Genomic DNA, 23,233 nt, shown 5'->3' with positions numbered 1-23,233 from the left:
CGCATGAAGTAACCAGGCCAGCACCATGTTCCATCTGATTTTCGCCTCCCTCGACAGCTTCGTCTCCGCCGTGCAGACGTTGCTGTACGTCGACGTGGTGCAGCCGCTGCTGTTCCGCTTCGACCTGATGGATTACGACGAAGACACCTACGACAGCCTCTACTGGGTGATCGTCGGCGTACTGGAAGTGCTGGCCATGTACGCGGTGCTGCGCCCGCTGGAGGCGCTGCGTCCGGTGGAGCGGTGGCCCGACCGGCGTGCGGTGCGCGTCGACGTGATCTACACGTGGATCGCCAAGCTCGGGATTCTCAACCTGTTTTTCTTCTTCGCGCTGCAGCCTTTGTTCGACAACGTGCAGGCGTGGCTGCGGCTGCATAACATCGCGAATCTCGAGTTCGACAATCTGTGGCCCGGCGTCACCACGCAGCCGCTCGTCACGTTCGTGATGTATCTGCTGGTGCTCGATTTCGCCGGCTACTGGTATCACCGCTGGGAGCACCGTATCGGCGTGTGGTGGGAGCTGCACGCGGTGCATCACAGCCAGCAGCAGATGTCGCTATGGTCCGACGACCGCAACCATCTGCTCGACGATCTGCTTCAGGCGTCGTTCTTCGCGGTGATCGCGCTGGTGATCGGCGTGCCGCCGTCGCAATTCGTCGTGCTGGTCGCGATCACCAATCTTGCACAGAGCGTGCAGCACGCGAACATCCGCCTGTACTTCGGCTGGCTCGGCGAGCGCCTGCTGGTTAGTCCGACTTTCCATCGCCGCCATCATGCAATCGGAGTTGGCCATGAAGGGCTGAAGTACGGGTGCAACTTCGGCGTGCTGTTTCCGTGGTGGGACATGCTGTTTCGCAGCGCCTCCTGGAGCCGCGTGATGGAGCCGACCGGCATCAGCGATCAACTGCAAGGCCGCCGCTACGGCGACGGCTTCTGGGCGCAGCACGGGCTCGCGTTCGTGCGGATTGCCCGGCGCCTCGCGTCGAAACGCGACGGTGAACGCGGCACGGGTAGCGACGCCAGCGCCGTTTGAGTCTCTCTTCCTTTGCGCCGCCGGTTCCCCGGCGGCGTGTCACGTGGTTTATCCTGTTCAGGTTTTCGCCCGCCCCGAAGAAAAGCTTGGGGCGCGGCGCGCGGCTTTCCTTATTCCATCGTTATGTTTACCGGCACTGGCTCGCATGAATGATCTGTTGCGCTCGTTCGGGCGCGCGCTGGCAAGCGCGCTCCACCCGCGCATGCTCTGGCTGACCTTCATGCCGTTTTTCGCGGCAACGGTTGGCTGGGGCGTGATTCTGTGGTTCTCGTGGCAGACGCTGATCGGCGCCACGCGCGGCTGGCTCGATAGCTGGTCGTTCACGCTCACGCTGTACCGGCTGTTCGACTGGCTCGGCTTTTCGGCGCTGCACACGGCGGTCGCGCCGTTTATCGTGATCGCGATGGCGATTCCGCTGATCGTCGTCACGGTGTTGCTGCTGATCGCCACGCTGTCGATGCCGTCCGTGATCCGCTTCCTGGCGGCGCGGCAATTCGCAGGGCTCGAAATGCGCCACGGCGGAACGTGGTACGGTAGCCTCGGCCATGCGTTGTGGACCACGCTGGTCTGTCTGGTGCTGCTGATCGTCACGCTACCGCTGTGGCTGGTGCCGCCGTTCTTCGCGCTGATTCCGCCGCTGCTGTGGGGCTGGTTGACTTACCGGGTGATGAGTTACGACGCGCTTGCGCTGCATGCCACCCGCGAGGAACGGCGCGCGCTGGTGCGGCGCTTCCGCTTGCCGCTGCTGCTGATCGGCGTGGCCAGCGGCCTGCTCGGTTCGCTGCCCACTTTGTTGTGGGCGTCGTCGGTGTGGCTGATCGTGCTGTTTCCGGTGATTACCGCGGTGACGATCTGGATCTACGCGTTCATCCTCGTGTTTTCGGCGCTGTGGTTCGGCTACTACTGTTTGCGCGCGCTGCAGCGCATGCGCGCGGAAGAGCACGGCGGCGTGCGGCACACGGCGCCGGTTACTTATTGATTGATGAATTACTGACTAGGCAAAAGAGGCGGCAATGGCATTTGGCGTCATCATCATCGGCGATGAAATTCTGTCGGGCAGACGGGTCGACAAGCATCTGCCGAAGGTCATCGAATTGCTGGGCGCGCGCGGATTGTCGCTCGGCTGGGCGGAGTACATCGGCGACGATCCCGAGCGCATTACCGCGACGCTGCGACGCACGTTCGCGTCGGGCGATATCGTGTTCTCGACAGGCGGCATCGGCGCCACGCCGGACGATCACACGCGGCAATGCACGGCGGCCGCGCTCGGCGTGCCGCTCGAATTGCATCCGGAAGCCGCCACGCTGATTCAGGAGCGCATTCGCGACATGTATCCGGCAAACGCGGCGACGCCGCTCGATCTGGATTCGCCCGAGAACCGGCATCGGTTGAATATGGGCACGTATCCGCAGGGCGCGTCGATCATTCCGAACGGCTACAACAAGATTCCCGGCTTTTCGATCAACCAGCACCACTTCGTGCCGGGCTTTCCGGTGATGGCCTGGCCGATGATCGAATGGGTGCTCGATACGCAGTACGCGGATCTGCATCACGCCATGCCGCATGCGGAGAAATCGCTTCTAGTGTTCGAGTTGCCGGAGTCGCGTCTGACGCCATTGATGGAGAAGATCGAACACGATTTCCCGAGCGTGCGGGTGTTCAGTCTGCCGAGCGTCGGCGACGCGGAGCGCGGCGGCGTGTACGCGCGCCATCATATCGACCTGGGGGTGAAGGGCGAGCCGGAAGCGGTGGCGGCGGCGTTCGTCAAACTGCGCGAAGGGGTGCATCTGCTGGGCGGCGATATCGTCGAGCCCGAGGTGGCGGCGGCGGCGGTGGCTGCGGCTAAACCGCGCGACTGATACGCGCGGTTGGTTTCACGTTTCACGTTTGGCGTTTGAAGTTTGACCCGATTCGGGCGCTGCGGCGCCCGTTTTCAATTGTGCTCGCGACCGGCCTTGCGCCCGGCGCCCTCGGCGGATCATCCGCCTGTCACATTCAGCGCCGACGATGAGACTCCGTTCCCGCTACGACCCGCGGCGCGCTCAACGAGCGCAGCGCACGGCCATCACGCGCCGATCCACGGCAAGCCCCGATAGCACCAGCCCGACACCGTCTTCCGATGCCCCTGGCCGTCCTTGTCGCCTTCGAAGCCTTCCAGCAGGTCATACGCCTTCGTAAAGCCGGCCTGCGTGGCGGCGATCGCGGCCAGCTTCGAGCGCGCGGCGCTGCGGCACAGGAACAGCACCGGCGTATCGGACGACGCCACCTGGCTCAACTGCTGAAGGAATGCCTGATTCGGCACCGCGCCCGGATAGCGGGTCCATTCCACATGTGCGTACTGCCCGTCGCCGATCACCGGCCGGCCGACCCAGTCGAGCTCCGCGCGGGTGCGCACGTCGACGAGACGGGTACGCGGATCGAGTTGCAACAGTTCGAACGCCTCGGCGGGCAACACCGCGCCGGCGTAGGGCAACTGGTTGTCGGTGCGGCGGGTGTCCGCCAAAGCGTACAGCTGGTCGAGCGTGGCCATGAGCGTCAGTCTCCTTCGGACCAAATGATCATTCTAGCGCGCGGCGTGCGGTGCGCAGGGGCAGCAAGTCCGGGGCAGCGCGTGTTCGGCAGCAATCGCCGTTCAACCGTCGCGCGCGCAATCATGGTGCAGAATGTCGCGTCTGCACCAAAATAGGTGATGGTGTCGGATGCGGCCGACCTGATGCACGTCTTTGGTGCGGCGTTTGGCCTGAAGATTTCAACGGGGTTCATCGCGCGGTGCGGCCATTCCCCGCAAACGCGCGTGCAGTGTGGTTTTGCGCCGGCTTGGCGCATAGGTGGCACAGAAGCTGCTTTATTGGTGCCGATCGATTTGTTCCAGCAGTTCCTTATGGTCCTCCTCATCGATAGAGGGGTGGACGTGCCGGGGCGGGTCCGCTAGATTGGGCGGCGGCTGAATCCGCCGAATTCGTTAATCAGGAGATAGGTTATGAGTAAATCCGTGGCCGACGTCATTCAACTCGTCAAAGACGAAGACGTCAAGTTTGTCGACTTCCGTTTCACCGACACGCGCGGCAAAGAGCAACACGTTTCGGTGCCGGTGTCGGCATTCGATGAAGACAAGTTCGAAAGCGGCCATGCGTTTGACGGTTCGTCGATTGCCGGCTGGAAGGGCATCGAAGCATCGGACATGTTGCTGATCCCGGACGCGAACACGGCCTTCATCGACCCGTTCTACGAAGAATCGACCCTCGTACTGACCTGCGACGTCGTCGAACCGGCTGACGGCAAGGGCTACGAACGCGACCCGCGTTCGCTCGCCAAGCGCGCTGAAGCGTACCTGAAGAGCACGGGCCTCGGCGACACGGCTTTCTTCGGTCCGGAACCCGAATTCTTCATTTTCGATTCGATCAAGTGGGGCACGGACCAGTCGGGCACGTTCGTCAAGATCGGTTCGGAAGAAGCACCGTGGTCGTCGTCGATGGACTTCGAAGGCGGCAACACCGGCCACCGTCCGGGCACCAAGGGCGGCTACTTCCCGGTCGCGCCGGTCGACACGTTCCAGGACATCCGTTCGGAAATGTGTCTGCTGCTCGAACAGATCGGCATTCCGGTCGAAGTGCATCACCACGAAGTCGCGGGCCAAGGCCAGAACGAAATCGGCACGAAGTTCTCGACGCTGGTGCAACGCGCCGACTGGCTGCAGCAAATGAAGTACATCATCCACAACGTGGCGCACACGTACGGCAAGACGGCAACGTTCATGCCGAAGCCGGTGGTCGGCGATAACGGTTCGGGCATGCACGTTCACCAGTCGATCTGGAAAGACGGCGCGAACCTGTTCGCGGGCAACGGTTACGCAGGTCTGTCGGAATTCGCGCTGTTCTACATCGGCGGCATCATCAAGCATGCTCGCGCGCTGAACGCGATCACGAACCCGTCGACGAACTCGTACAAGCGCCTCGTGCCGCACTTCGAAGCACCGGTCAAGCTGGCTTACTCGGCGCGCAACCGTTCGGCATCGATCCGCATTCCGCACGTGTCGAACCCGAAGGGCCGCCGTATCGAAACGCGTTTCCCGGATCCGATGGCGAATCCGTACCTGTGCTTCTCCGCGCTGATGATGGCGGGTCTGGACGGCGTGCAGAACAAGATTCACCCGGGCGAAGCTGCCGACAAGAACCTGTACGACCTGCCGCCGGAAGAGGATGCCAAGATCCCGACCGTGTGCGCCGGCCTCGACCAGGCTCTCGACGCGCTGGACGCGGACCGCGAATTCCTGACGCGCGGTGGCGTGTTCACGGACTCGATGCTCGACGCGTACATCGAACTGAAGACGGGCGAGCTGCAACGCTATCGTCAGTCGGTGCACCCGATCGAATTCGAAATGTACTACTCGCTGTAAGCGGTCATGGCGCTTCGCCCTTCACCCGGCGAAGCGCTTGACCCGACGCTCGCGATCGGTCACGAAGGGACGGCGGCGCCGTCCCTTTTTTGTTAGATCGCGCACAACGTTTGCGGCTTCGTCGCAATGGGCGTGGCCTGCACGTAGCGTCATGGTTGGAGCAACACAAGTAGCAAAAGCAACACAAGCAGCACAAGCAGGAGAATTAGCTGACACCCCGTTTTATCACCATCTCCTATCGGCCAGACTGCAAGATGGTTCTCAAGAATCTGATCAAGGCAAGGAAAGGGCACGAGCAGTCGCTGTCGGACGACGTCCAACTCGTCGGCTCCGGTTTGTTGCCGGGCTTCGAGGCGTTGCCCACAGTCGTGCTGGTGCTCGACAAGCGCACGCTGCGCGTCGCGTTTGCGAATCCGTCCGCGGAGTCGATGCTCGAACTCTCGCGCAAGCAATTGACGCAGATGGCGTGGGGAGACATCTTCTCCAACGGCGACGAACTGGTCGCGACCATTTCCGCGATTGCCGCCAACCGTTTTCACGCGACCCATCTCGACGCCGTACTCGAGCGCCCTGGCCACGAGCCGCTGCATGTGCATGCGATCGTCGGCTTTCTGGAAAGCGCGCAAGATTATGTGCTGCTCGAACTGTTCGAGAACGAGCGGCATCTGCGCACCGATCGTGAAGAGCGCATCAACGACCTCACGGCGGTCAACAAGCAACTGATCCGCAATCTCGCGCACGAAATCAAGAACCCGCTCGGCGGGATTCGCGGCGCGGCGCAACTGCTCGAGTTCGAACTCGGCGAGCGTCAGCGCGACGAGTTGCGCGAGTACACGCAGGTCATCATCAAGGAGTCGGATCGGCTGCAGACGCTGGTCGACCGATTGCTCGAACCGCACCGTCATCCGCATATTGTCGGCGACGTGAATATTCACGAAGTCTGCGAGCGCGTGCGCCAGGTGATTCTCGCGGAGTTTCCGCGCGGCCTGACGATCGAACGCGATTACGACGTGAGCGTGCCCGACTTGCGCGGCGACAAGGAACAACTGATCCAGGCGCTGCTGAACATCGTGCGCAATGCGGCCGAAGCGCTGCGCGAACGCATTTCGCAAGGCGATGCGCGGATCGAATTGCGCACCCGCATTGCCCGTAAGATCACGGTGTCGAAACGCTTATGTAAGCTGGCACTGGACTTGCATATCACTGACAACGGCCCAGGCATTCCCGAGGAAATCCGTGACCGTATCTTCTATCCGCTCGTGTCGGGGCGCGAGGACGGTAGCGGTCTCGGTTTGACGCTCGCGCAGACTTTCGTGCAACAGCACGACGGTTTGATCGAAGTGGATAGCCGGCCGGGCCACACCGAGTTTCAGATTTTGCTGCCGCTCGACTGCTAAAACCAAAATGTATCTCTAGACTTCTGACCGACCTATATGAAGCCGATCTGGATAGTAGACGACGATCAATCGATTCGCTGGGTGCTTGAAAAAGCGCTCGCCCGCGAAAACTTCGCGACCCGCAGCTTCGCGAACGTGCGCGAGGCATCGGCCGCGCTCGATCACGACAGCCCGCAGGTGCTGGTGTCCGACATCAGGATGCCGGGCGGTTCCGGCCTCGAATTGCTGCAAACCGTGCGTGACAAGGTGCCGGGCTTGCCGGTCATCATCATGACCGCGTTCTCGGATCTGGACAGCGCGGTCGCCGCGTTTCAGGGCGGGGCGTTCGAATATCTCGCCAAGCCGTTCGACGTCGACAAGGCGGTCGAGCTGATCCGTCGCGCGGTCGACGAAAGCATGCGCGGCGAGCAGACGTGGGACGACCGTCCCGCCGAGGCGCCGGAAATGCTCGGCCAGGCGCCGGCCATGCAGGACATGTTTCGCGCGATCGGCCGCTTGTCCCATTCGGCGGCCACCGTGCTCATTACCGGCGAATCAGGCACCGGGAAGGAACTGGTCGCGCGCGCGTTGCACCGGCATAGCCCACGCGCGAACGGTCCCTTCATCGCGCTGAACACCGCGGCGATTCCGAAGGATCTGTTGGAATCCGAACTGTTCGGTCACGAGCGCGGCGCGTTCACCGGCGCGCAGGCCATGCGCCAGGGGCGTTTCGAGCAGGCCGAAAACGGCACGCTGTTTCTCGATGAAATCGGCGACATGCCGTTCGATCTGCAAACGCGTTTGTTGCGTGTGCTGTCGGATGGGCAGTTTTATCGGGTCGGTGGGCACAATCCGTTGCGCGCGAATGTGCGCGTGATCGCGGCGACGCATCAGAATCTCGAATCGCGCGTACGTCAGGGCTTGTTCCGCGAGGACTTGTATCACCGGCTCAATGTGATCCGTTTGCGCTTGCCGGCGTTGCGCGAGCGCAGCGAAGACATTCCGCTGCTCACGCGTCACTTCTTGCAGAAGAGCGCGCGCGATCTCGGCGTCGAGCCGAAGCGCGTGTCCGAAGAGGCGCTCGCTTATCTGGCGTCGTTGCCGTTTCCGGGCAACGTGAGGCAACTGGAGAATCTGGCCAACTGGCTGACGGTGATGGCGCCCGCGCAGACTATCGAGATCAAGGACTTGCCGCCCGATCTCGGTCCGGCGCAAGCGGGTATCTCCGATCTGAGCGGCGGTGGCGGGGTGCTCGGCGCGGGCGAAGCGGGGCTGGCGGGCACGGCGCCGATCAACGGCGTCAGCGCGGCGGCGCATCCGGCCGCGGGCGGCGTGCCGGTCGCGTCGACGGTGGCCGCCTGGGAAGGCGGCTTGCGTACCGAAGTCGCGCGCATGCTGCGTGAAAACGCCGCGGACGTGATGGACGAACTCGCGCGGCGCTTTGAAGCGGCGGTGATTCGCGAGGCGCTGGATTTCACGCGAGGCCGCAAGGTGGAGGCGGCTGAACGGTTGGGGATCGGACGGAATACGATTACGCGGAAGATTCAGGAGTTGAATCTCGAGCCGTGATGCGTGAATAGTTTGATCGGCCAAGGCGGTACGTACACCGCCTTGGCCTTTGACGTCTTGCCGCTGCCGCTACGACGCGGTCTTTTCGACGGCTTTCACCAGAACGAATTCCGAACCCTCCAGCCGGTAATAGTAGGTGCCGCCGCCGGTCTCGTTCCGACTGCCGTGCACGACGATCAGACTGCTGTCGCGTCTGAACTCAATCGGTTCGTTGACGTCGACATCCCAGCAACAGACCGTGAACGGCAGCCAGATAACACCGCCGGTTTTCGCGTCGATCGCGACAGTCATAATGCAGGATGCACCGCATCCCCAGCTCGCCAGCGTGTAGTGCCCGGCGTAGTTTGGTTTCTGGCCGCTTAACTGACGCAGGCGAGTGGCGAATTTGCGATCCCGCGCCGAAATAATCTTCACTTTTGCGGGTTGACCGTTGAATACGTTTTCGACCGGGAAAGCGTCGAAGCGGGGCAGAGGTTCGTCCGCGAAGGTTCGGCCGATGCCGCACATTGCCAAAACAAATAACGCGAGGAATAGCCTTTTCATATTCAATACCAGTGATGTTTTTCCCAGAATTTTCGAGCGACCTGAACCGTGTGGTAACGGCCTGGCAAGTAGCGAATTCCACCTTGGCATTCTTCAACCGCGTTGCCAAATGATTTTTCACCATTTGGATTCAGTCCATATTGCGGGCGAAGCAATTGGAAGAGGCCTCGGGCAGTCGATTCGGAATTGCGGGTACCGACAACGCCGCTTGACTCTTGAGCCATGATCCAGAGTAAATCGTTGAAATCGGTGAGCGGGACGCCCTCAAGTGACATCGCGGTGCGCAGCGCGTTTTGAGAAGTAACGGGGACCGCGACGGGATTTTTTTGCTATCCATCCCTTCTTGCTGTGTTTGATTTGACGATGGTTATGTGCATGCTTGCTCAAACGGAATATCCAATTCGCATTTGGTCGGATTCGGTTAAATCGAAAGATCGATTAGATCATGCACGTCTTGAGATTTTCAACAACATCACACTTTTGTGACGAAATTGATGCAATGAGCAATGAGTTGAGAAGTTGATCGTAGCGAATGCGGTCACCTGGTAGCAACGTACTCCACGCGTTCCGACGTCCCCCACGCCCCACAAGGCATAATCAACGCTGTTTTCCTCCGACAGCCGACGATGCCCGCTTCCCCCGCTTCTTTCTCCTGGCCGCTTTCCCCCGATCCTTTCCTGTCGCTCGAAGACCTCGACGATCCCGACGCTCTCGCCTGGGTCGAGCGGCAAAACGCGCGCACGCGCGCCGCGTGGTGCGATAGCGCCGAATTCGAAGCGCTCAAACAGCAACTCGCCGACGCCTATCTGCCGCGCGAACGTCCGGTGATTCCCGATCGCTGGAAGGATTGGGCGTACGACCTCTGGCAGGACGAACGCAACCCTAAAGGCATCTGGCGACGCACCACATGGGCGGCCTGGCGCAGCGGCGCGCCCGTCTGGCAGACCCTGCTCGACTTCGACGCGCTCGGCGCCGCCGAAGGCACGCCATGGGTCTGCGTTGAACTCGACATTCTTTATCCCGATGGCGACCGCGCGTTGATCACGCTGTCGCCGGGCGGCTCGGATGCGCTGGTGGTGCGCGAGTTCGATATCGACGCGCAGCAGTTTGTCGACGGCGGTTTCGCGATCGCGAAGGCCGGCAAGCACACGGCGTCGTGGATCGATCGGGACACGCTTTACGTCGGTTGGGACAACGGCCGCAAGACGCTGACGCGCTCCGGCTATCCGCGCGAGGTGCGGCGCTGGACCCGCGGCACAGTACTGGCCGATGCGCCCGTCGTCTTCAAGGCCGCGTTCGGCGATATCGGCGTGGAAGCGCATTACGATCCGATCGAACAACGCCACACAGTGGCGAGCAGCGTCGATTTCTTCTACTCGCACACGTATTACCTCGACAGCGCCGGGGCGCCCAATGTGTGGCATCGATTCGAGGTGCCGTCGCACGTCGGGGTCGGCGGCTGGCACGGCTGGCTGCTGCTCGAACCGCGCCTCGATTGGGATTGCAACGGCGTGCATCATCCGGGCGGTTCGTTGCTGGCCATTCGCGAGGACGCGTTTCTGCGCGGCGAGCGCGAGGTCGTGCCGTTGTTCACGCCGACGCCGCTCACGTCGGCCTGCGAGTGGACGCACACGCGCAACCATCTGATCGTCTCGTATCTGGACGACGTGCAGAACCGGACGCTGTTGTGGACGCCGTCGCAGCACAGCGATCAAACGTGGCATTGGGCACAACGTCTTTTCCCATCGCACGACGATACGCAAGCCGACGTTTCACCGGTTGAGCCGACCCTCAACGACGAAGTGTTCGTCGACACCGACGACTATCTGCAACCGCCGGCCTACTGGCTCACCGACCTCACGCGCGAGAACCTGAGCGAATGGGAATTGCTCGACCGCTGGCCGACGCAATTCGACGCCACGCAGTACGCCGTGACGCGCGGCCATGCGGTCTCCGCGGATGGCACGCGCGTGCCGTACACCGTGATCGGTCCGCGTGACGGGCAACCGTCGCTTCGCCCCTGTCTGCTGAGCGGCTACGGCGGCTTCGCGATTCCGTTGCTGCCGAGCTATCTGACCGGGCAGGGCATCGGCTGGCTGGCGCGCGGCGGCGTGTACGTGGTCGCGCATATTCGCGGCGGCGGCGAGTTCGGCACGCGCTGGCATACGGAAGCGCAGGGCGCGCAGCGCCAGCGCGCATTCGACGATTTTCTGGCGGTGGCCGAAGCGCTCGTCGCCAGCGGCGTGACGAGCGCCGCGCAACTGGGCATTCAAGGCGGCAGCAACGGCGGCTTGCTGGTGGCGGCGTGCATGGTGCAGCGTCCCGAACTGTTCGGCGCGGTGGTCTGCGAAGTGCCGTTGCTCGATATGAGCCGCTATCACCTGCTGCACGCGGGCGCGTCGTGGATCGACGAATACGGCGACCCTGACGAGCCCGACGAAGCGCGCGTGCTGGCCGCGTATTCGCCGTATCACCGCGTATCGGCGGAGGCGGTGTACCCGCCGGTGCTGTTCACCACCTCGACGGCCGATGACCGTGTGCATCCCGGACACGCGCGCAAGATGGCCGCGCGCATGCAGGCGCAGGGACATGAGCGCGTCTGGTATCGGGAGAATACGGAGGGCGGCCACGGCGGCTCCGATGAGCTGGAGCAGGCCGAGCACGATGCGATGGTGTTCGAGTTTCTGTGGCGGACGTTGAGCGGTGCGTCGGCGGCGCGATAAAGGTCTGAAAGAACGGTTGTCAGGCGAAAATGCCCGGTGCAGGACTTCTGGTTAGCGAAGTCTCTACACCGGGCGTTTTTGCGTCTGCCCGAAAACAGTCAGCCTGATTCATTCGGCTGCGGATTCAACCGAGTTGGGCCACCACCGGCGCGTGATCCGACGGCTGTTCCCACTTGCGCGGCACCTTGTCGACTTCGCACGAGGTACAGATATCCGCGAGCGCCTTCGACAGCAGAATATGGTCGATACGCATTCCCGCGTTGCGGCGGAACGCCATCATCCGGTAGTCCCACCACGAGTAGATCTTCTCCGGCTGCTCGAACTGACGGAACGCGTCGGTGAGACCGAGCGCGATCAGCCGCACGAACTCGGCGCGTTCTTCGGGCGACACCAGATTCTGGCCTTCCCACGCTTTCGGATCATGCACGTCGCGATCTTCGGGCGCGATGTTGTAGTCGCCGAGCAGCGCGAACTTCGGATACAGCGCCATCTCGCTCGCGACCCAGTCGTGCAGCGCGGCGAGCCAGCGCAGCTTGTACGCGAATTTGTCGGTGCCCGGCGCCTGGCCGTTCGGGAAATAGGCGGAGACGATGCGCACGCCTTCGATCGTCGCGGCAATCACGCGCTGCTGCGGATCTTCAAAGCCAGGAATGTTGCGCACCACACTGTCTTCGTCGACGTTCAGGCCCGCACGCACCACGATGCCGACGCCGTTATAGGTCTTCTGGCCGGCGAACCAGCTTCGGTAGCCTTTCTCTTCGAGTTCGGCGCGCGGGAATTTGTCGTCGGTCAGTTTCAGTTCCTGCAGGCACAGCACGTCGGTGCCGCTGGCTTCGAGCCAGTCGATCACGTGTTGCTGACGCACTTTCAGGGAGTTGACGTTCCACGTTGCGATTTTCATGTTTCTCTCACATTCCTGCGGGATTCCGATAGTCCCGCATCTTATCGTGCGGCAGAACTGGCGGTGAAGGCGGCGCAGTGAAAAAATGCCGCGCGGCGAGCGGAAAATAAAAGCGTGGCCGACTTGAGGCGCGGCGTATAGTGAGACACCACATACGCGCGATCATGCGCATCGGGGAGGCATCATGGCGGAACGGTATCCAGCGCTTTATAAGGACTTCGAAGTGCACCCGCTGGTGTTCTCGCGGGCCTTCGACAAATTCGACGGCCACAAGCGTCATGCGGAAGGCTACGACGTCGCTGTCCGCGTGTGTCGGCCGGGCGCGATCAGCGGCTCGACAGCGAGCCGTGTGTTCCGTCTCGTGTTGCCTGCCACCTTCTCCGATTTCGGCGTCGCCAAACGCAGCGCGAGCCAGTACGGCGCGGACATCATCGACGGCAAAGTGGAAGGCGCCACGGTGCAGGATCTTTAAGCGTTGCACGGACATATAGGCAGTCGCGCGAAGCAGTTGAGTGAAATAATTCGCACGAATGTTTGACGTTTAGATGACAGCAAGATATACTCTTTTTCTCTGACGCGGGGTGGAGCAGTCTGGCAGCTCGTCGGGCTCATAACCCGAAGGTCGTAGGTTCAAATCCTACCCCCGCAACCAAGTATTGTTGAAAGCCTGCATGACGAAAGTCATGCAGGCTTTTTGACTTTTCGGCGTGTGAATTGCTGAACGCAAACGCGCGTCATAGGCAACTGCAGGGGCGGGCAACGCCCGCCTGTCATCACCTCTCTCTACGCTGCATCAATCGCCCATTCCACCGCCGCCTGCGCATGCAGCGCCGTGGTATCGAACACGGGCAACACAGAATCTTCCGGTTTGATCAGCAACGAGATCTCGGTGCAGCCGAGAATCACCGCTTGCGCGCCACGCGCGGCCAGCGTTTCGATCACACGCTGATACACCGCGCGCGAATCGTCCTTCACTGTGCCGTGGCACAGCTCGTCGTAAATGATGCGATGCACGTCCGCGCGTTCGGCCTCATCGGGCACCAGCGTGTCGAGCCCGTGACGCTCGCGCAGGCGGCCGGTGTAAAACGTTTGTTCCATCGTATAGCGTGTGCCGAGCAAACCGACCCGCTCGATGCCCGCGGCACGCAATGCAGCGCCGGTCGGATCGGCGATGTGCAGGAACGGCACGTCGATTGCCTGCTCGATCGCTTCGCATACGCGATGCATCGTGTTGGTCGCGAGTATCACGAGTTCGGCGCCGCCGCGTTCGAGCTGGCGCGCGGCATCGGCCAGTTGCTCGCCGAGCGCAGGCCAGTCGCCCGCGCGCTGCAGTGCTTCGATCGGCGCGAAGTCGACCGTGACCATCAGGCTGCGCGCGTTGTGGTGGCCGCCCAGGCGTGCTTTCGTGTAGCGGTTGATAAGCTTGTAGTACTCGGCGGACGATTCCCAACTCATCCCGCCGATCACACCGATCGTTTTCATAGTCCTGCTCCGCGAGTAGATGACGGATGCGGCAGCGCGCAGGCCAGGCACGCCCGCGCACTCCGTTTGAATGGCCGAGTATAGGCGGCGGATGGTGTGGTCAGCCGGTACGCATTGCCCGCTGCTCGCCGGTACGGCCAGGCGATAAAACGCCGGCACGGGGTTTCTGACGCCGATAGAATTGGGTCAATACAAACAAGTTGCATGAGACCCGAGGAGCGACACATGGATCTGATCATCCGCCGCGCGACGCTGCCGCCGGGCGCCGCGCCGCAGCACAAGCACACGGTCGACATCGGCATCGAAGCGGGCCGTATCGTCGCCGTCGAGCCGAATCTGGCCGCCAACGCCGCCGAAGAAATCGACGCCGCCGGCTCGCTCGTCACGCCGCCGTTCGTCGATCCGCACTTCCACATGGACGCGACGCTGTCGTACGGTTTGCCGCGCGTGAACGCGTCGGGCACCTTGCTCGAAGGCATCGCGCTGTGGGGCGAGCTGAAGCCGGACCTGACGCAGGAAGCGTTGATCGAACGCGCGCTGCAGTATTGCGATTGGGCCGTCGCGCGCGGGCTGCTGGCGATCCGCAGTCACGTCGACGTGTGCGATCCGCGCCTGCTCGCCGTCGAGGCGCTGGTCGAAGTGAAACGCCGCGTCGCGCCGTATCTCGACCTGCAACTCGTGGCCTTTCCGCAAGACGGCGTGCTGCGCAGCGCGGGCGCGTTCGAGAACCTGAAACGTGCGATCGCGATGGGCGTCGACGTGGTCGGCGGTATTCCGCATTTCGAGCGCACCATGGCCGACGGCGCACAGTCCGTGCGGCTGCTGTGCGAATACGCGGCGGAGCAGGGCCTGCGCGTCGACATGCATTGCGATGAATCCGACGACCCGATGTCGCGCCATATCGAAACGCTCGCCGCCGAAACGCACCGGCTCGGTTTGCAAGGGCGCGTGACCGGCTCGCATCTGACGTCGATGCATTCCATGGACAACTACTACGTCAGCAAACTGCTGCCGCTGATGCGCGAAGCGGGCGTTGCCGCGATCGCGAATCCGCTGATCAACATCACGCTGCAAGGCCGCAGCGACACGTATCCGAAGCGGCGCGGCATGACGCGCGTGCCGGAGATGATGGCCGCCGGCATCACGGTCGCGTTCGGCCACGATTGCGTGATGGACCCGTGGTACAGCCTCGGCTCGGGCGACATGCTCGACGTCGCGCACATGGGCCTGCACGTCGCGCAGATGACAGGCGTCGACGGCATGCAGAAGTGCTTCGACGCGGTCACGGTGAATGCGGCGCGCATTCTCGGTCTGGAGGGTTACGGCGTCGCACCGGGATGCGCGGCGAATCTTGTACTGCTCGATGCGCGCGATCCGGTCGAGGCGATCCGCTTGCGCGCCGCGCGGCTCGCGGTGGTGAGCCGCGGCAAGGTGGTGAGCCGTGCGCCCGCTGCGCGTGCGGCGTTGTCGCTCGAAGGGCGGCCTGAGCAGGTGGACTTCAAGCTGCACCGCGGCTAGGCGTACGTGGTACGGGAAAAGAAAAGCCGGTGATTTGCTCGCGCAAATCACCGGCTTTTTATCGAACGCGATCAGGCATGCAAACGCTCAGCGGACCGCTCGAGCGCTTGCGCAATCGCGCAATCAATGCTCCGCGCCAGGCGCCATGCCGCTATGACGCAGCAGCGCGTCGATATTCGGCTCCCGCCCGCGGAACGCCTTGAACGATTCCATCGCCGGACGGCTGCCGCCCACCTCCAGAATCTCCTTGCGATAACGCATGCCGGTTGCCTGATCGAGCACGCTGCCGCTCGCAGCTTGCGCCGCTTCTTCGAACGCGGCGTACGCGTCCGCCGACAGCACTTCGGCCCACTTGTAGCTGTAGTAGCCCGCTGCGTAACCGCCCGCGAAAATATGGCTGAACGTATTCGGCCAACGCGAGAATGCAGCCTGCGGCACCACGTGGAAACGCTCGTTGATCTCGCTTGCGAGTTCGGTGGCGTTCTGTGTGCCGGACGCATCGAAACCGGTATGCAGTTGCATGTCGAACATTGAGAACACAATCTGGCGCAACGTGCCCAAGCCGCTCTGGAAGTTCTTCGCGGCCAGCATCTTGTCGAACAGATCGCGCGGCAGCGGCTTGGCGGTGTCGACGTGCGAGGTCATGTCGCTCAACACGTCCCACTCCCAGCAGAAGTTCTCCATGAATTGCGACGGCAGTTCGACCGCGTCCCACTCCACGCCATTGATGCCCGACACGCCCAGCTCGTCGACACGTGTGAGCATGTGATGCAAACCATGGCCGAACTCGTGGAACAGCGTGATGACTTCGTCGTGCGTGAAGCAGGCGGGCTTGCCGCCGACCGGCGCCGAGAAGTTACAGGTCAGATACGCGACCGGCGTCTGCAGGCCGCCTTGCGCGTGCCGGTGACGGCCGCGCGCGTCGTCCATCCAGGCGCCGCCGCGTTTGCCTTCGCGTGCGTACAGATCGAGGTAGAACTGCGCGACCAGCCCGCCGTCCTGATTCTCGACGCGGAAAAAGCGCACGTCCGGATGCCACACGGCCGCTTCGTCGCGACGGATGCGCACGCCGAACAGCGTTTCCGTGACCTTGAAGAGGCCCTTGAACACCGTGTCTTCCGGGAAGTACTGCTTGACCTCGTTCTCGGAGAACGAATAGCGCTTCTGACGCAGACGTTCGGCGGCGAACGTCATGTCCCACGGCTGCAACTCGCTCATGCCGAGTTCGTTCGCGGCGAATTCGCGCAGCTCTTTCCAGTCCTGTTCGGCATGCGGACGCGCGCGCGTGGCGAGGTCTTCGAGGAAGGCCATGACCTGCGCGGGCGACTCGGCCATTTTCGGCGCGAGCGAGACTTCGGCGAAGTTGTTGTAGCCGAGCATGTGCGCTTCTTCCGCGCGCAGCTTCAACTGGTCGGCGAGCACGGCGGTGTTGTCCCACTCCGCTTTGCCGCCGCCGTATTGCGGCCCGAGTTCGGACGCGCGCGTCACGTAGGCGCGATACATCGTTTCGCGCATCGGACGATTTTCCGAGTACTGCATCACCGGGAAATACGACGGAAAGTGCAGCGTGAATTTGTAGCCGGTTTTGCCGTCGCGTTCGGCGGCTTCTTTCGCGCCTTCGATCACGTCTTCCGGCAGGCCGGCCAGTTGCTCGGTGGCGCCTTCTTCGACGAGATACGCGTAAGCGTTGGTCGCGTCGAGCACGTGGTCGGAGAACGCTTTCGACAGCCCGGCCTGGCGTTCCTGCAATTCGGCGAAATGCGGCTTCTGGTCTTCCGGCAGTTCCGCGCCGGACAGACGGAAATCGCGCAGCGCATTGCCGAGAATTTTCTTGCGCTCGCCGGTCAGCGACGCGAAGTCGCTGCTGGCGTGCAAGGTCTTGTATTTCTCGTACAGCGCCAGGTTCTGACCGACGCTCGACCAGAATTCGGTGACGCGCGGCAGGTTCTCGCCGTACGCGGCGCGCAACTCAGGCGTATCGGCGACGGCGTTCAGATGGCCGACCACGCCCCAGGCGCGCGCCAGCGGTTCGGTGGCGCGCTCGACCGGTTCGACCACGTCGGCCCACGAAGCGGGGGTGATCGGCTGCGCGGCGCGTTCGACGGCGGCGGCCGCGTCGGCGAGCAACACGTCGAGTGCGGGCGTGACGTGTTCGGGGCGGATGTCGCCAAAACGCGGCAGGTCGGAGAAATCGAGGAGCGGATTGTCGTGCTTCGAGGGGGTAGTGGACATAAGGCTTCCTGTCTGACGCGAGTGAACGGGTAATCGATGCATCGGCGAATCGGTGGATCGGCGGGCGTCCCTTCAGGGGACGGCGATAAACACCCGATATGGACATTATTGGGGCAGGGCACGCCGATTCCAATCCGTGGGCACACAAATTATCAGATCAGCTTGTCCCACGCGCGCGGAGCAGAGCCGCCGCGCGTTTGTGCGACAGCGAACGGTGCAAATTGCTGCCGTGCCGCAAAGTGACGTGTCGCTGCCGGTCATCAGTTACCGGTGGGCGACGCTTTCTGCCTGAGAGGTATCGATGAACCCGCTTTCGCACGCTCTATCGCGCAACGGCAACAACTTCGACCTCGTGCGGCTTCTGGCCGCCGTGGCCGTCGTGTATGGCCACTCGTATCTGCTGCAGGCGCCCGACGGCACCACGGACTGGATCCAGAACGCGCTCGGTTTCGACGGTTTCGGCGCGCTCGGCGTGTATGCGTTTTTCCTGCTGAGCGGCATGCTGGTGACCGCGAGCTTCGACCGGCAGCGCTCGGTGCCGCGCTTCGCGGCGTTGCGCATCGCGCGTTTGTGGCCGGCGGTGGCGCTGGGCTCGCTGGTGACGGTGTTCATCATCGGGCCGTTATTCACCACGCTGCCGCTGCGCGACTATTTCGCGTCGGGCATGACGTGGACCAACCTCGACAACTTCTCGACCATCGTGCTGAAAACCGGCTGGGCGCTGCCCGGCGTGTTCGAGCACAACCGCTTTCCCGTCGACATCTGCGGCCCGCTGTGGACGCTGCCGCTCGAAGTGCGCTGCTACCTGATCGTGCTCGTGACCGGCCTGCTGGGACTGCTGTCCAGCGCGCGCGGCGTGGCGCTGGCGGCGGCGCTGGGTTGCGCGGCGTTCGTGCTGCGTGTGCATGTGCCGCATCTGCAGATCGGGCTGCGCGATTTCAGTGAAACGCCCGGCGGCTATTCGTTCTGGCCGGAGCCGTTCTTCATGCTGGGAATGCTGCTCTACGGCTGGCGCGAACGGATCGACATTAGCGGCCTGACGGCGCTTGGGCTGATGATGGTGTTTCTCGTGTTCCGCGATACGGCCGGCGCGCAGCCGCTGTTCTATCTGGCCTTCGTGTACGGCGTGCTGTGGGTCGGCACGACGCCGTTGCTGCGCCGCCTGGTGCCGCGCCACGATTACTCGTATGGGATCTATCTGTACGGCTTCATGGTTCAGCAATGCATTGCGAATATCGCGCCGCAGTTGAGCCATGTGACGGCGGTGCTGATCGCCGCGCCGCTGATCCTGCTGTGCGCGGCGCTGTCGTGGCACTGCGTGGAGCGGCCGGTGCTGAAGTGGTGCCGCGCAAGGCTTGCGCGCCGTGAGGCGCCGCTTGCCACGGGCATGGCGGCGGGGGATCAGGCGGGGTGAGGCATCGATACCGAGCCCATGGCGCGGATCTTGAAATCGGCACTCGCGGCAGCCGTTTCGCCCGCTTGCCGGCGAAACCACTCCGCCGGCTTTTCCCTTCAGCGTTATGCGTTCGCGGCCGCTTCGCGCTCGGCGGCTTCGATCGTATTGACCAGCAGCATCGTGATGGTCATCGGGCCGACGCCGCCCGGCACCGGCGTGATGTAGCCGGCCACTTCCTTGACGCCCGCGAAATCGACGTCGCCGCACAGCTTGCCGTTTTCGTCGCGATTCATGCCGACGTCGATCACCGCCGCGCCCGGCTTGACCATCTCCGCCGTCAGAATGTTGCGCAGGCCGGTGGCGGCGACCACCACGTCGGCATTGCGCGTATGGGCGGCCAGATCGCGCGTCTTGCTATGGCAGATCGTGACGGTTGCGCCGGCTTCGAGCAACAGCAGCGCCATTGGCTTGCCGACGATGTTCGAGCGGCCGATCACCACCGCGTTCGCGCCTTGCAGCGGAATTTCGTAGGCGGCGAGCATTTTCATCACGCCGTAGGGCGTGCACGGACGGAACAGCGGCTGGCCGGTCATCAACGCGCCGGCATTGGCGACGTGAAAGCCGTCCACGTCTTTCTCCGGCGCGATCGTCTCGATCACCTTGTGGCTGTCGATATGCTTCGGCAACGGCAGTTGCACCAGAATGCCGTGAATGCGCGGGTCGCGGTTCAGTTCGTCGATGCGTGCGAGCAGATCGGCTTCCGGCAGATCGGCCGGATAACGGTCGAACGACGAACCGAGGCCGTTGTCGTGGCAGGCCTTGATCTTGTTGCGCACATACACTTCGCTAGCCGGGTTGTCGCCGACCAGCACCACGGCTAGGCCCGGTTGATGGCCGCGAGCGGTCAACGCGGCGGCGCGCGTGGCGACGTCGGCGCGCAGGGTCTGGGAAAGGGCTAGGCCGTCGATCAGTTTGGCTGTCATGGTCGGGTCGAGATGGGCAGTTTGAAAAGCGGGGCAGGGCACGGGCGCGGGAGCGCGCCACGCAATGGCGCGTTTCGACGGGAGCGGGTCGCCGCATGAAAAGCGCGCGGCGCGAATCGGAGATAGGCGCCACTGCGAAGTCCGACATTATACCGGCCCTACATGACGCGCCGTGGACGGATTCCCGGTCGCGAGCGACGTAGATCACGCGTTGCACGCTTGAGGGGTTCGAGCGGGCCCGGCGGCCCGACCGCGAGCGGCGGCTGCGGCCGGCAGGTGCCCGACCGCAACCCATGGCCACCTCTAAGGCTGCTGCACCGCCTGCCAGCTATCGTCCGGATCGAACGCCCGGATCGCGGCCGCGGCTCGTGCGGTCTGCGGACCGAGGTTCTTCTGATAAACCTGACCGTCCTGATTGACGATAAAGCTCATCACGCCCGTTTTGCCATACTCGGCCGGCGACGCGATCAGCCCGAACCCGCCGGTCATCGATCCGTTCACCACATAGTTCTGCGCGCCACCCTTCGCGTGCGCGCCCTGCGCGGTCAGGATCCGGTAGTGATAGCCGTGATAGGCCTCTTTGGGCAGCGTGCCGTTAGGCATCGTCGCGGCGAGCGGGCCGAGCGGGCTTTCCGTTTCGCCGGGCGCCGTCGCCCAGTACAGGCCGTCGTGCTGTCCCGCCGTACTGACGAAGCGCTCGGCGTAGCGCTGCGTCAGGTTGTGATAATCGTTTTGCGCGTCGAGATAGGCGAGCGAGGTCTGGATCGCCGCGCGCTCGTTACGGCCGATGCGGCGCGTCAGCATCTCGTTGCGCGCCGCGGGCGGATCGAAGCGCCAGCCGTGCGCGGCCTGCACGAGCGGAATCGGCAGGGTCCAGCCGCTGTCACCGACAGCCAGATGCGCGGTCGGGTGGCCGTTGCCGGTGGCCGGGTCGTCGACGATCTGGTGACCCTTCGACCATGCGCCGAGGAACTCGTAGATATCGTCCTGGCCAATGCCTTCGGTTGGAATGAAGCGATGGTAGTCGCTGCCGAGCACGTGTTTGAGCGCCCCTTCGTCGTTACGCGAGAGGGCGTCGACGAACGCGTTGGCGGCGTCGTCGGCGCTGGGGTAGACCGCTTGAGCGTGCGCGGCCGGCGCGCCCATCAGCAAGGCCGACGCCATCAGCAGCGTGCCGGCCGTGCCGAACTCGGCGGCAAGTGTCGCAAGGTGGGCGCGCAACGCGCCGCGTGGGGATAAGCGCATCATTCGAGACTCCTCTTGATCGTTCAACGGCCGCGGCCGAAATGGTGTCCACCGCCACCACCAGCGCCGCCCCCACCCCCGCCACCGAGCCTGCCGCCACCACCGCCACCGCCGCCGCCACGCTGGACGCCGCCGCCATTCGCGCCGAGCCCGCCGCCCGTACGTTGCTGACCGCCGCCATTGGCGCCGACGCCGCCTCCCGTGCGTTGCTGACCGCCGCGATTCGCGAGCGAATCGCGGCTCGACTGGCCGCGCTGCATATCCTGACGGGCGTTGTTGCCGTCGCCGGCGCCGCGCAGCGCGTTATCTCGATTGACGTTCTGCGCGCGATTCTGCAAATCGGCGTTCGCCGTACCGCCCTGGTGGATCCCTTGCACGCGCTGGCTCGCATTGCCGCTCAGATTTTGCCCGGTGCGGTTCTGCAGGGTTTGCTGCGCCTGGGCGCGGGCGTCGTCGCGGCCACGGTAGGCATCGCGCTGCGCACCGCCGAGGTTGTTATTGCCGTTGCGATTCAGATTCGCGTTGTTGACGTTGCGATTGACGTTGGCGTTGCGGTTCCAGTTCGTCGTGTTGCTGTTGACGTTGAGCCGGTTGTTCACGTTGACGTTGTTGTAGCGATTGACGTTGATGTTGACGTCATGCGTATTCCAGTTGAAGCCGCCCCACAGCGAATTGGCCACGGCGACACCGGCGCCGAACGCAAGCCCCGCGGCGAGACCGCTCGCGATCGCATAGCCGGGCGGCGGCGGCACATACACCGGCGGATACGCCGGGTAAGGCCAGGTGCCGTACACCACCGTCGGGTTATAGGTCGGCACGTAGACCACCTGCGGATTGGCCGGCACGATCTGGATCGTGCTCTGTTCGACCACGACCTTCTGCTGCGAGCTGGTCTTCAGATTGCCGGCGGCCTGCGCCTGCTTGCGCAAGCGTTGCACGGAGTCCATCACGTCGTTGGACTGGCCGAGAAAAGCGGTGCCCAGTTGCGCGACCCAGTCGGGTTTCGAGGCCATCGTGGCGAGTACCTGGGGAAAGGCGACCAGCGACTGCACGCTCGGATCCCACGGTTCGGACGCGACCGCCTTGACCGCGTCGTCGCCTTGCAGCTTCGAGTTCGCTTTCGACCACGCGGCCGCGGCCTGCACGTCCTGCGGAAAGGTCGAGGCCATCAGCACCTGGGCGAGCAGCGCGTCGGGATACAGCGCGATCGGCGCGGTCAGCGAGTCGAGTTGCTGGTTCGACATCTTCGGCGCGCTTTGCGCGTGGACCGCGCTCGGCGCGAGCAGTCCGACGAAGAGTGGCGCCCCGGCCAGAGCGGCGCAAACCAGCATCACACGCGAGCGGTGTGCTCCGGATCGTTTCACGATGAAATCCTCCCGGTTGTATAAGACGCGAGACGTCGATGCGCAGCTACAGCTGCGCCGGTTCACGGCAATGGAGCAAATGACGGTGCAAACGGCGGAGCAAACGGCGGAGCAAACGACTGCCTAAAAACGGGCAGCGGCGAGGCGGGACGGCACGCGTTTAGCGTTGCGACGGCAAGGCGGGTGAGACGCGGGAAGGGAACGAATAGGCCGAATGTGCGATGGCCGTTGCTTTGCACGGTCGGTCGACCCTGCATGCGGCGTTCGCGGCACGTCATTCCGTGTTGATCGTGCATCAGCCATTCCCGTTAAGGCGCTCTGTTTAAATTAGGGCGCGCAGCGAGGCTTGTCAATCACGTCAGAGGAAAACGTGGTTACAAACGGGTGTAAGCGATGGCTGAGTCATGCGTAACGATTCACACGAGGTGGCGTGTCGACGCGAGGCGCTGAATTTTTACTGCAGTGCGGGAGA

19 protein-coding genes and 1 tRNA gene are annotated in these 23,233 nt (G+C 63.4%); 11 read left to right on the top strand and 9 right to left on the bottom strand.

What is annotated here, in order from left to right; genetic code table 11:
- Positions 1-25 precede the first annotated feature (25 nt).
- The 3 genes from FA94_RS02870 to FA94_RS02860 all read left to right on the top strand — a co-directional run bounded on the left by FA94_RS02870 (position 26) and on the right by FA94_RS02860 (position 2,892).
- Positions 26-1,033: a sterol desaturase family protein gene (locus FA94_RS02870; protein ID WP_035546545.1), complete on the top strand. Its 1,008-nt coding sequence runs from the start codon at positions 26-28 to the stop codon at positions 1,031-1,033.
- A 145-nt stretch (positions 1,034-1,178) separates the two neighbouring features.
- Positions 1,179-2,012, top strand: a complete 834-nt coding sequence (locus FA94_RS02865) for an EI24 domain-containing protein (protein WP_035546544.1) — start codon at positions 1,179-1,181, stop codon at positions 2,010-2,012.
- Positions 2,013-2,046: 34 nt separating this feature from the next.
- Positions 2,047-2,892, top strand: coding sequence for a competence/damage-inducible protein A (locus tag FA94_RS02860; RefSeq protein ID WP_035546542.1), 846 nt, complete (start codon positions 2,047-2,049; stop codon positions 2,890-2,892).
- Positions 2,893-3,098: 206 nt separating this feature from the next.
- On the opposite strand, the gene FA94_RS02855 is transcribed toward FA94_RS02860, so the two are convergent.
- Positions 3,099-3,563: a rhodanese-like domain-containing protein gene (locus FA94_RS02855; RefSeq protein ID WP_035546540.1), complete on the bottom strand. Its 465-nt coding sequence runs from the start codon at positions 3,561-3,563 to the stop codon at positions 3,099-3,101.
- 450 nt (positions 3,564-4,013) lie between these two features.
- Here FA94_RS02855 and glnA point away from each other — a divergent pair, with 450 nt between their 5' ends.
- The 3 genes from glnA (at position 4,014) to ntrC (ending at position 8,374) form a co-directional block, all read left to right on the top strand.
- A complete protein-coding gene (gene glnA, locus FA94_RS02845) occupies positions 4,014-5,429 on the top strand; it encodes a type I glutamate--ammonia ligase (protein WP_035546536.1) in 1,416 nt (471 codons plus the stop codon).
- 254 nt (positions 5,430-5,683) lie between these two features.
- Positions 5,684-6,826 (top strand): nitrogen regulation protein NR(II), encoded by a 1,143-nt coding sequence (gene glnL / locus FA94_RS02840; protein ID WP_035546535.1) that lies wholly within the window; start codon positions 5,684-5,686, stop codon positions 6,824-6,826.
- A 36-nt stretch (positions 6,827-6,862) separates the two neighbouring features.
- Positions 6,863-8,374, top strand: coding sequence for a nitrogen regulation protein NR(I) (ntrC, locus tag FA94_RS02835; RefSeq protein ID WP_035546533.1), 1,512 nt, complete (start codon positions 6,863-6,865; stop codon positions 8,372-8,374).
- A 69-nt stretch (positions 8,375-8,443) separates the two neighbouring features.
- Here ntrC and FA94_RS02830 read toward each other — a convergent pair whose 3' ends face one another.
- Complete coding sequence (locus tag FA94_RS02830) at positions 8,444-8,917, bottom strand: hypothetical protein (RefSeq protein WP_035546531.1); 474 nt, start codon at positions 8,915-8,917, stop codon at positions 8,444-8,446.
- 2 nt (positions 8,918-8,919) lie between these two features.
- The gene (locus FA94_RS37725) at positions 8,920-9,192 is read right to left on the bottom strand and encodes an aggregation-promoting factor C-terminal-like domain-containing protein (RefSeq protein WP_231584838.1); all 273 of its coding nucleotides are present in this window, start codon (positions 9,190-9,192) and stop codon (positions 8,920-8,922) included.
- A 351-nt stretch (positions 9,193-9,543) separates the two neighbouring features.
- Between FA94_RS37725 and FA94_RS02825 the strand changes: the two genes are divergently transcribed.
- On the top strand, positions 9,544-11,640 hold the full coding sequence (locus FA94_RS02825; protein WP_035546529.1) for a prolyl oligopeptidase family serine peptidase: 2,097 nt from the start codon (positions 9,544-9,546) through the stop codon (positions 11,638-11,640).
- A 124-nt stretch (positions 11,641-11,764) separates the two neighbouring features.
- On the opposite strand, the gene xth is transcribed toward FA94_RS02825, so the two are convergent.
- Positions 11,765-12,541, bottom strand: coding sequence for an exodeoxyribonuclease III (gene xth, locus FA94_RS02820; protein WP_035546528.1), 777 nt, complete (start codon positions 12,539-12,541; stop codon positions 11,765-11,767).
- A 184-nt stretch (positions 12,542-12,725) separates the two neighbouring features.
- Between xth and FA94_RS02815 the strand changes: the two genes are divergently transcribed.
- Positions 12,726-13,013 (top strand): hypothetical protein, encoded by a 288-nt coding sequence (locus FA94_RS02815; protein ID WP_035546527.1) that lies wholly within the window; start codon positions 12,726-12,728, stop codon positions 13,011-13,013.
- 103 nt (positions 13,014-13,116) lie between these two features.
- A tRNA-Met gene (locus tag FA94_RS02810) sits at positions 13,117-13,193 on the top strand.
- Positions 13,194-13,324: 131 nt separating this feature from the next.
- Here the strand turns inward: FA94_RS02810 and FA94_RS02805 are convergent.
- A complete protein-coding gene (locus tag FA94_RS02805; protein ID WP_035546525.1) occupies positions 13,325-14,023 on the bottom strand; it encodes an aspartate/glutamate racemase family protein in 699 nt (232 codons plus the stop codon).
- Between the two features lie 225 nt (positions 14,024-14,248).
- On the opposite strand from FA94_RS02805, the gene FA94_RS02800 reads away from it, so the two are divergent.
- Positions 14,249-15,541, top strand: a complete 1,293-nt coding sequence (locus FA94_RS02800; RefSeq protein WP_035546523.1) for an amidohydrolase family protein — start codon at positions 14,249-14,251, stop codon at positions 15,539-15,541.
- Positions 15,542-15,664: 123 nt separating this feature from the next.
- Here FA94_RS02800 and FA94_RS02795 read toward each other — a convergent pair whose 3' ends face one another.
- The gene (locus tag FA94_RS02795) at positions 15,665-17,773 is read right to left on the bottom strand and encodes a M3 family metallopeptidase (protein WP_035546522.1); all 2,109 of its coding nucleotides are present in this window, start codon (positions 17,771-17,773) and stop codon (positions 15,665-15,667) included.
- A gap of 301 nt (positions 17,774-18,074) precedes the next feature.
- On the opposite strand from FA94_RS02795, the gene FA94_RS02790 reads away from it, so the two are divergent.
- Positions 18,075-19,187: an acyltransferase family protein gene (locus FA94_RS02790; RefSeq protein WP_035546521.1), complete on the top strand. Its 1,113-nt coding sequence runs from the start codon at positions 18,075-18,077 to the stop codon at positions 19,185-19,187.
- Positions 19,188-19,291: 104 nt separating this feature from the next.
- Here FA94_RS02790 and folD read toward each other — a convergent pair whose 3' ends face one another.
- The 3 genes from folD to FA94_RS02775 form a co-directional block, all read right to left on the bottom strand.
- On the bottom strand, positions 19,292-20,152 hold the full coding sequence (gene folD, locus FA94_RS02785; RefSeq protein WP_035546519.1) for a bifunctional methylenetetrahydrofolate dehydrogenase/methenyltetrahydrofolate cyclohydrolase FolD: 861 nt from the start codon (positions 20,150-20,152) through the stop codon (positions 19,292-19,294).
- A 303-nt stretch (positions 20,153-20,455) separates the two neighbouring features.
- On the bottom strand, positions 20,456-21,400 hold the full coding sequence (locus tag FA94_RS02780; protein ID WP_035546518.1) for a DUF2950 domain-containing protein: 945 nt from the start codon (positions 21,398-21,400) through the stop codon (positions 20,456-20,458).
- A gap of 20 nt (positions 21,401-21,420) precedes the next feature.
- Complete coding sequence (locus FA94_RS02775; RefSeq protein ID WP_035546515.1) at positions 21,421-22,761, bottom strand: DUF3300 domain-containing protein; 1,341 nt, start codon at positions 22,759-22,761, stop codon at positions 21,421-21,423.
- Between the last annotated feature and the right edge of the window lie 472 nt (positions 22,762-23,233).

The sequence above is a fragment of the Burkholderia sp. 9120 genome (assembly GCF_000745015.1).
GTDB lineage: Bacteria > Pseudomonadota > Gammaproteobacteria > Burkholderiales > Burkholderiaceae > Paraburkholderia.
The sequence above is the reverse complement of the archived record's forward strand: the minus strand, read 5'-3'. Positions and strand labels throughout refer to the sequence as shown.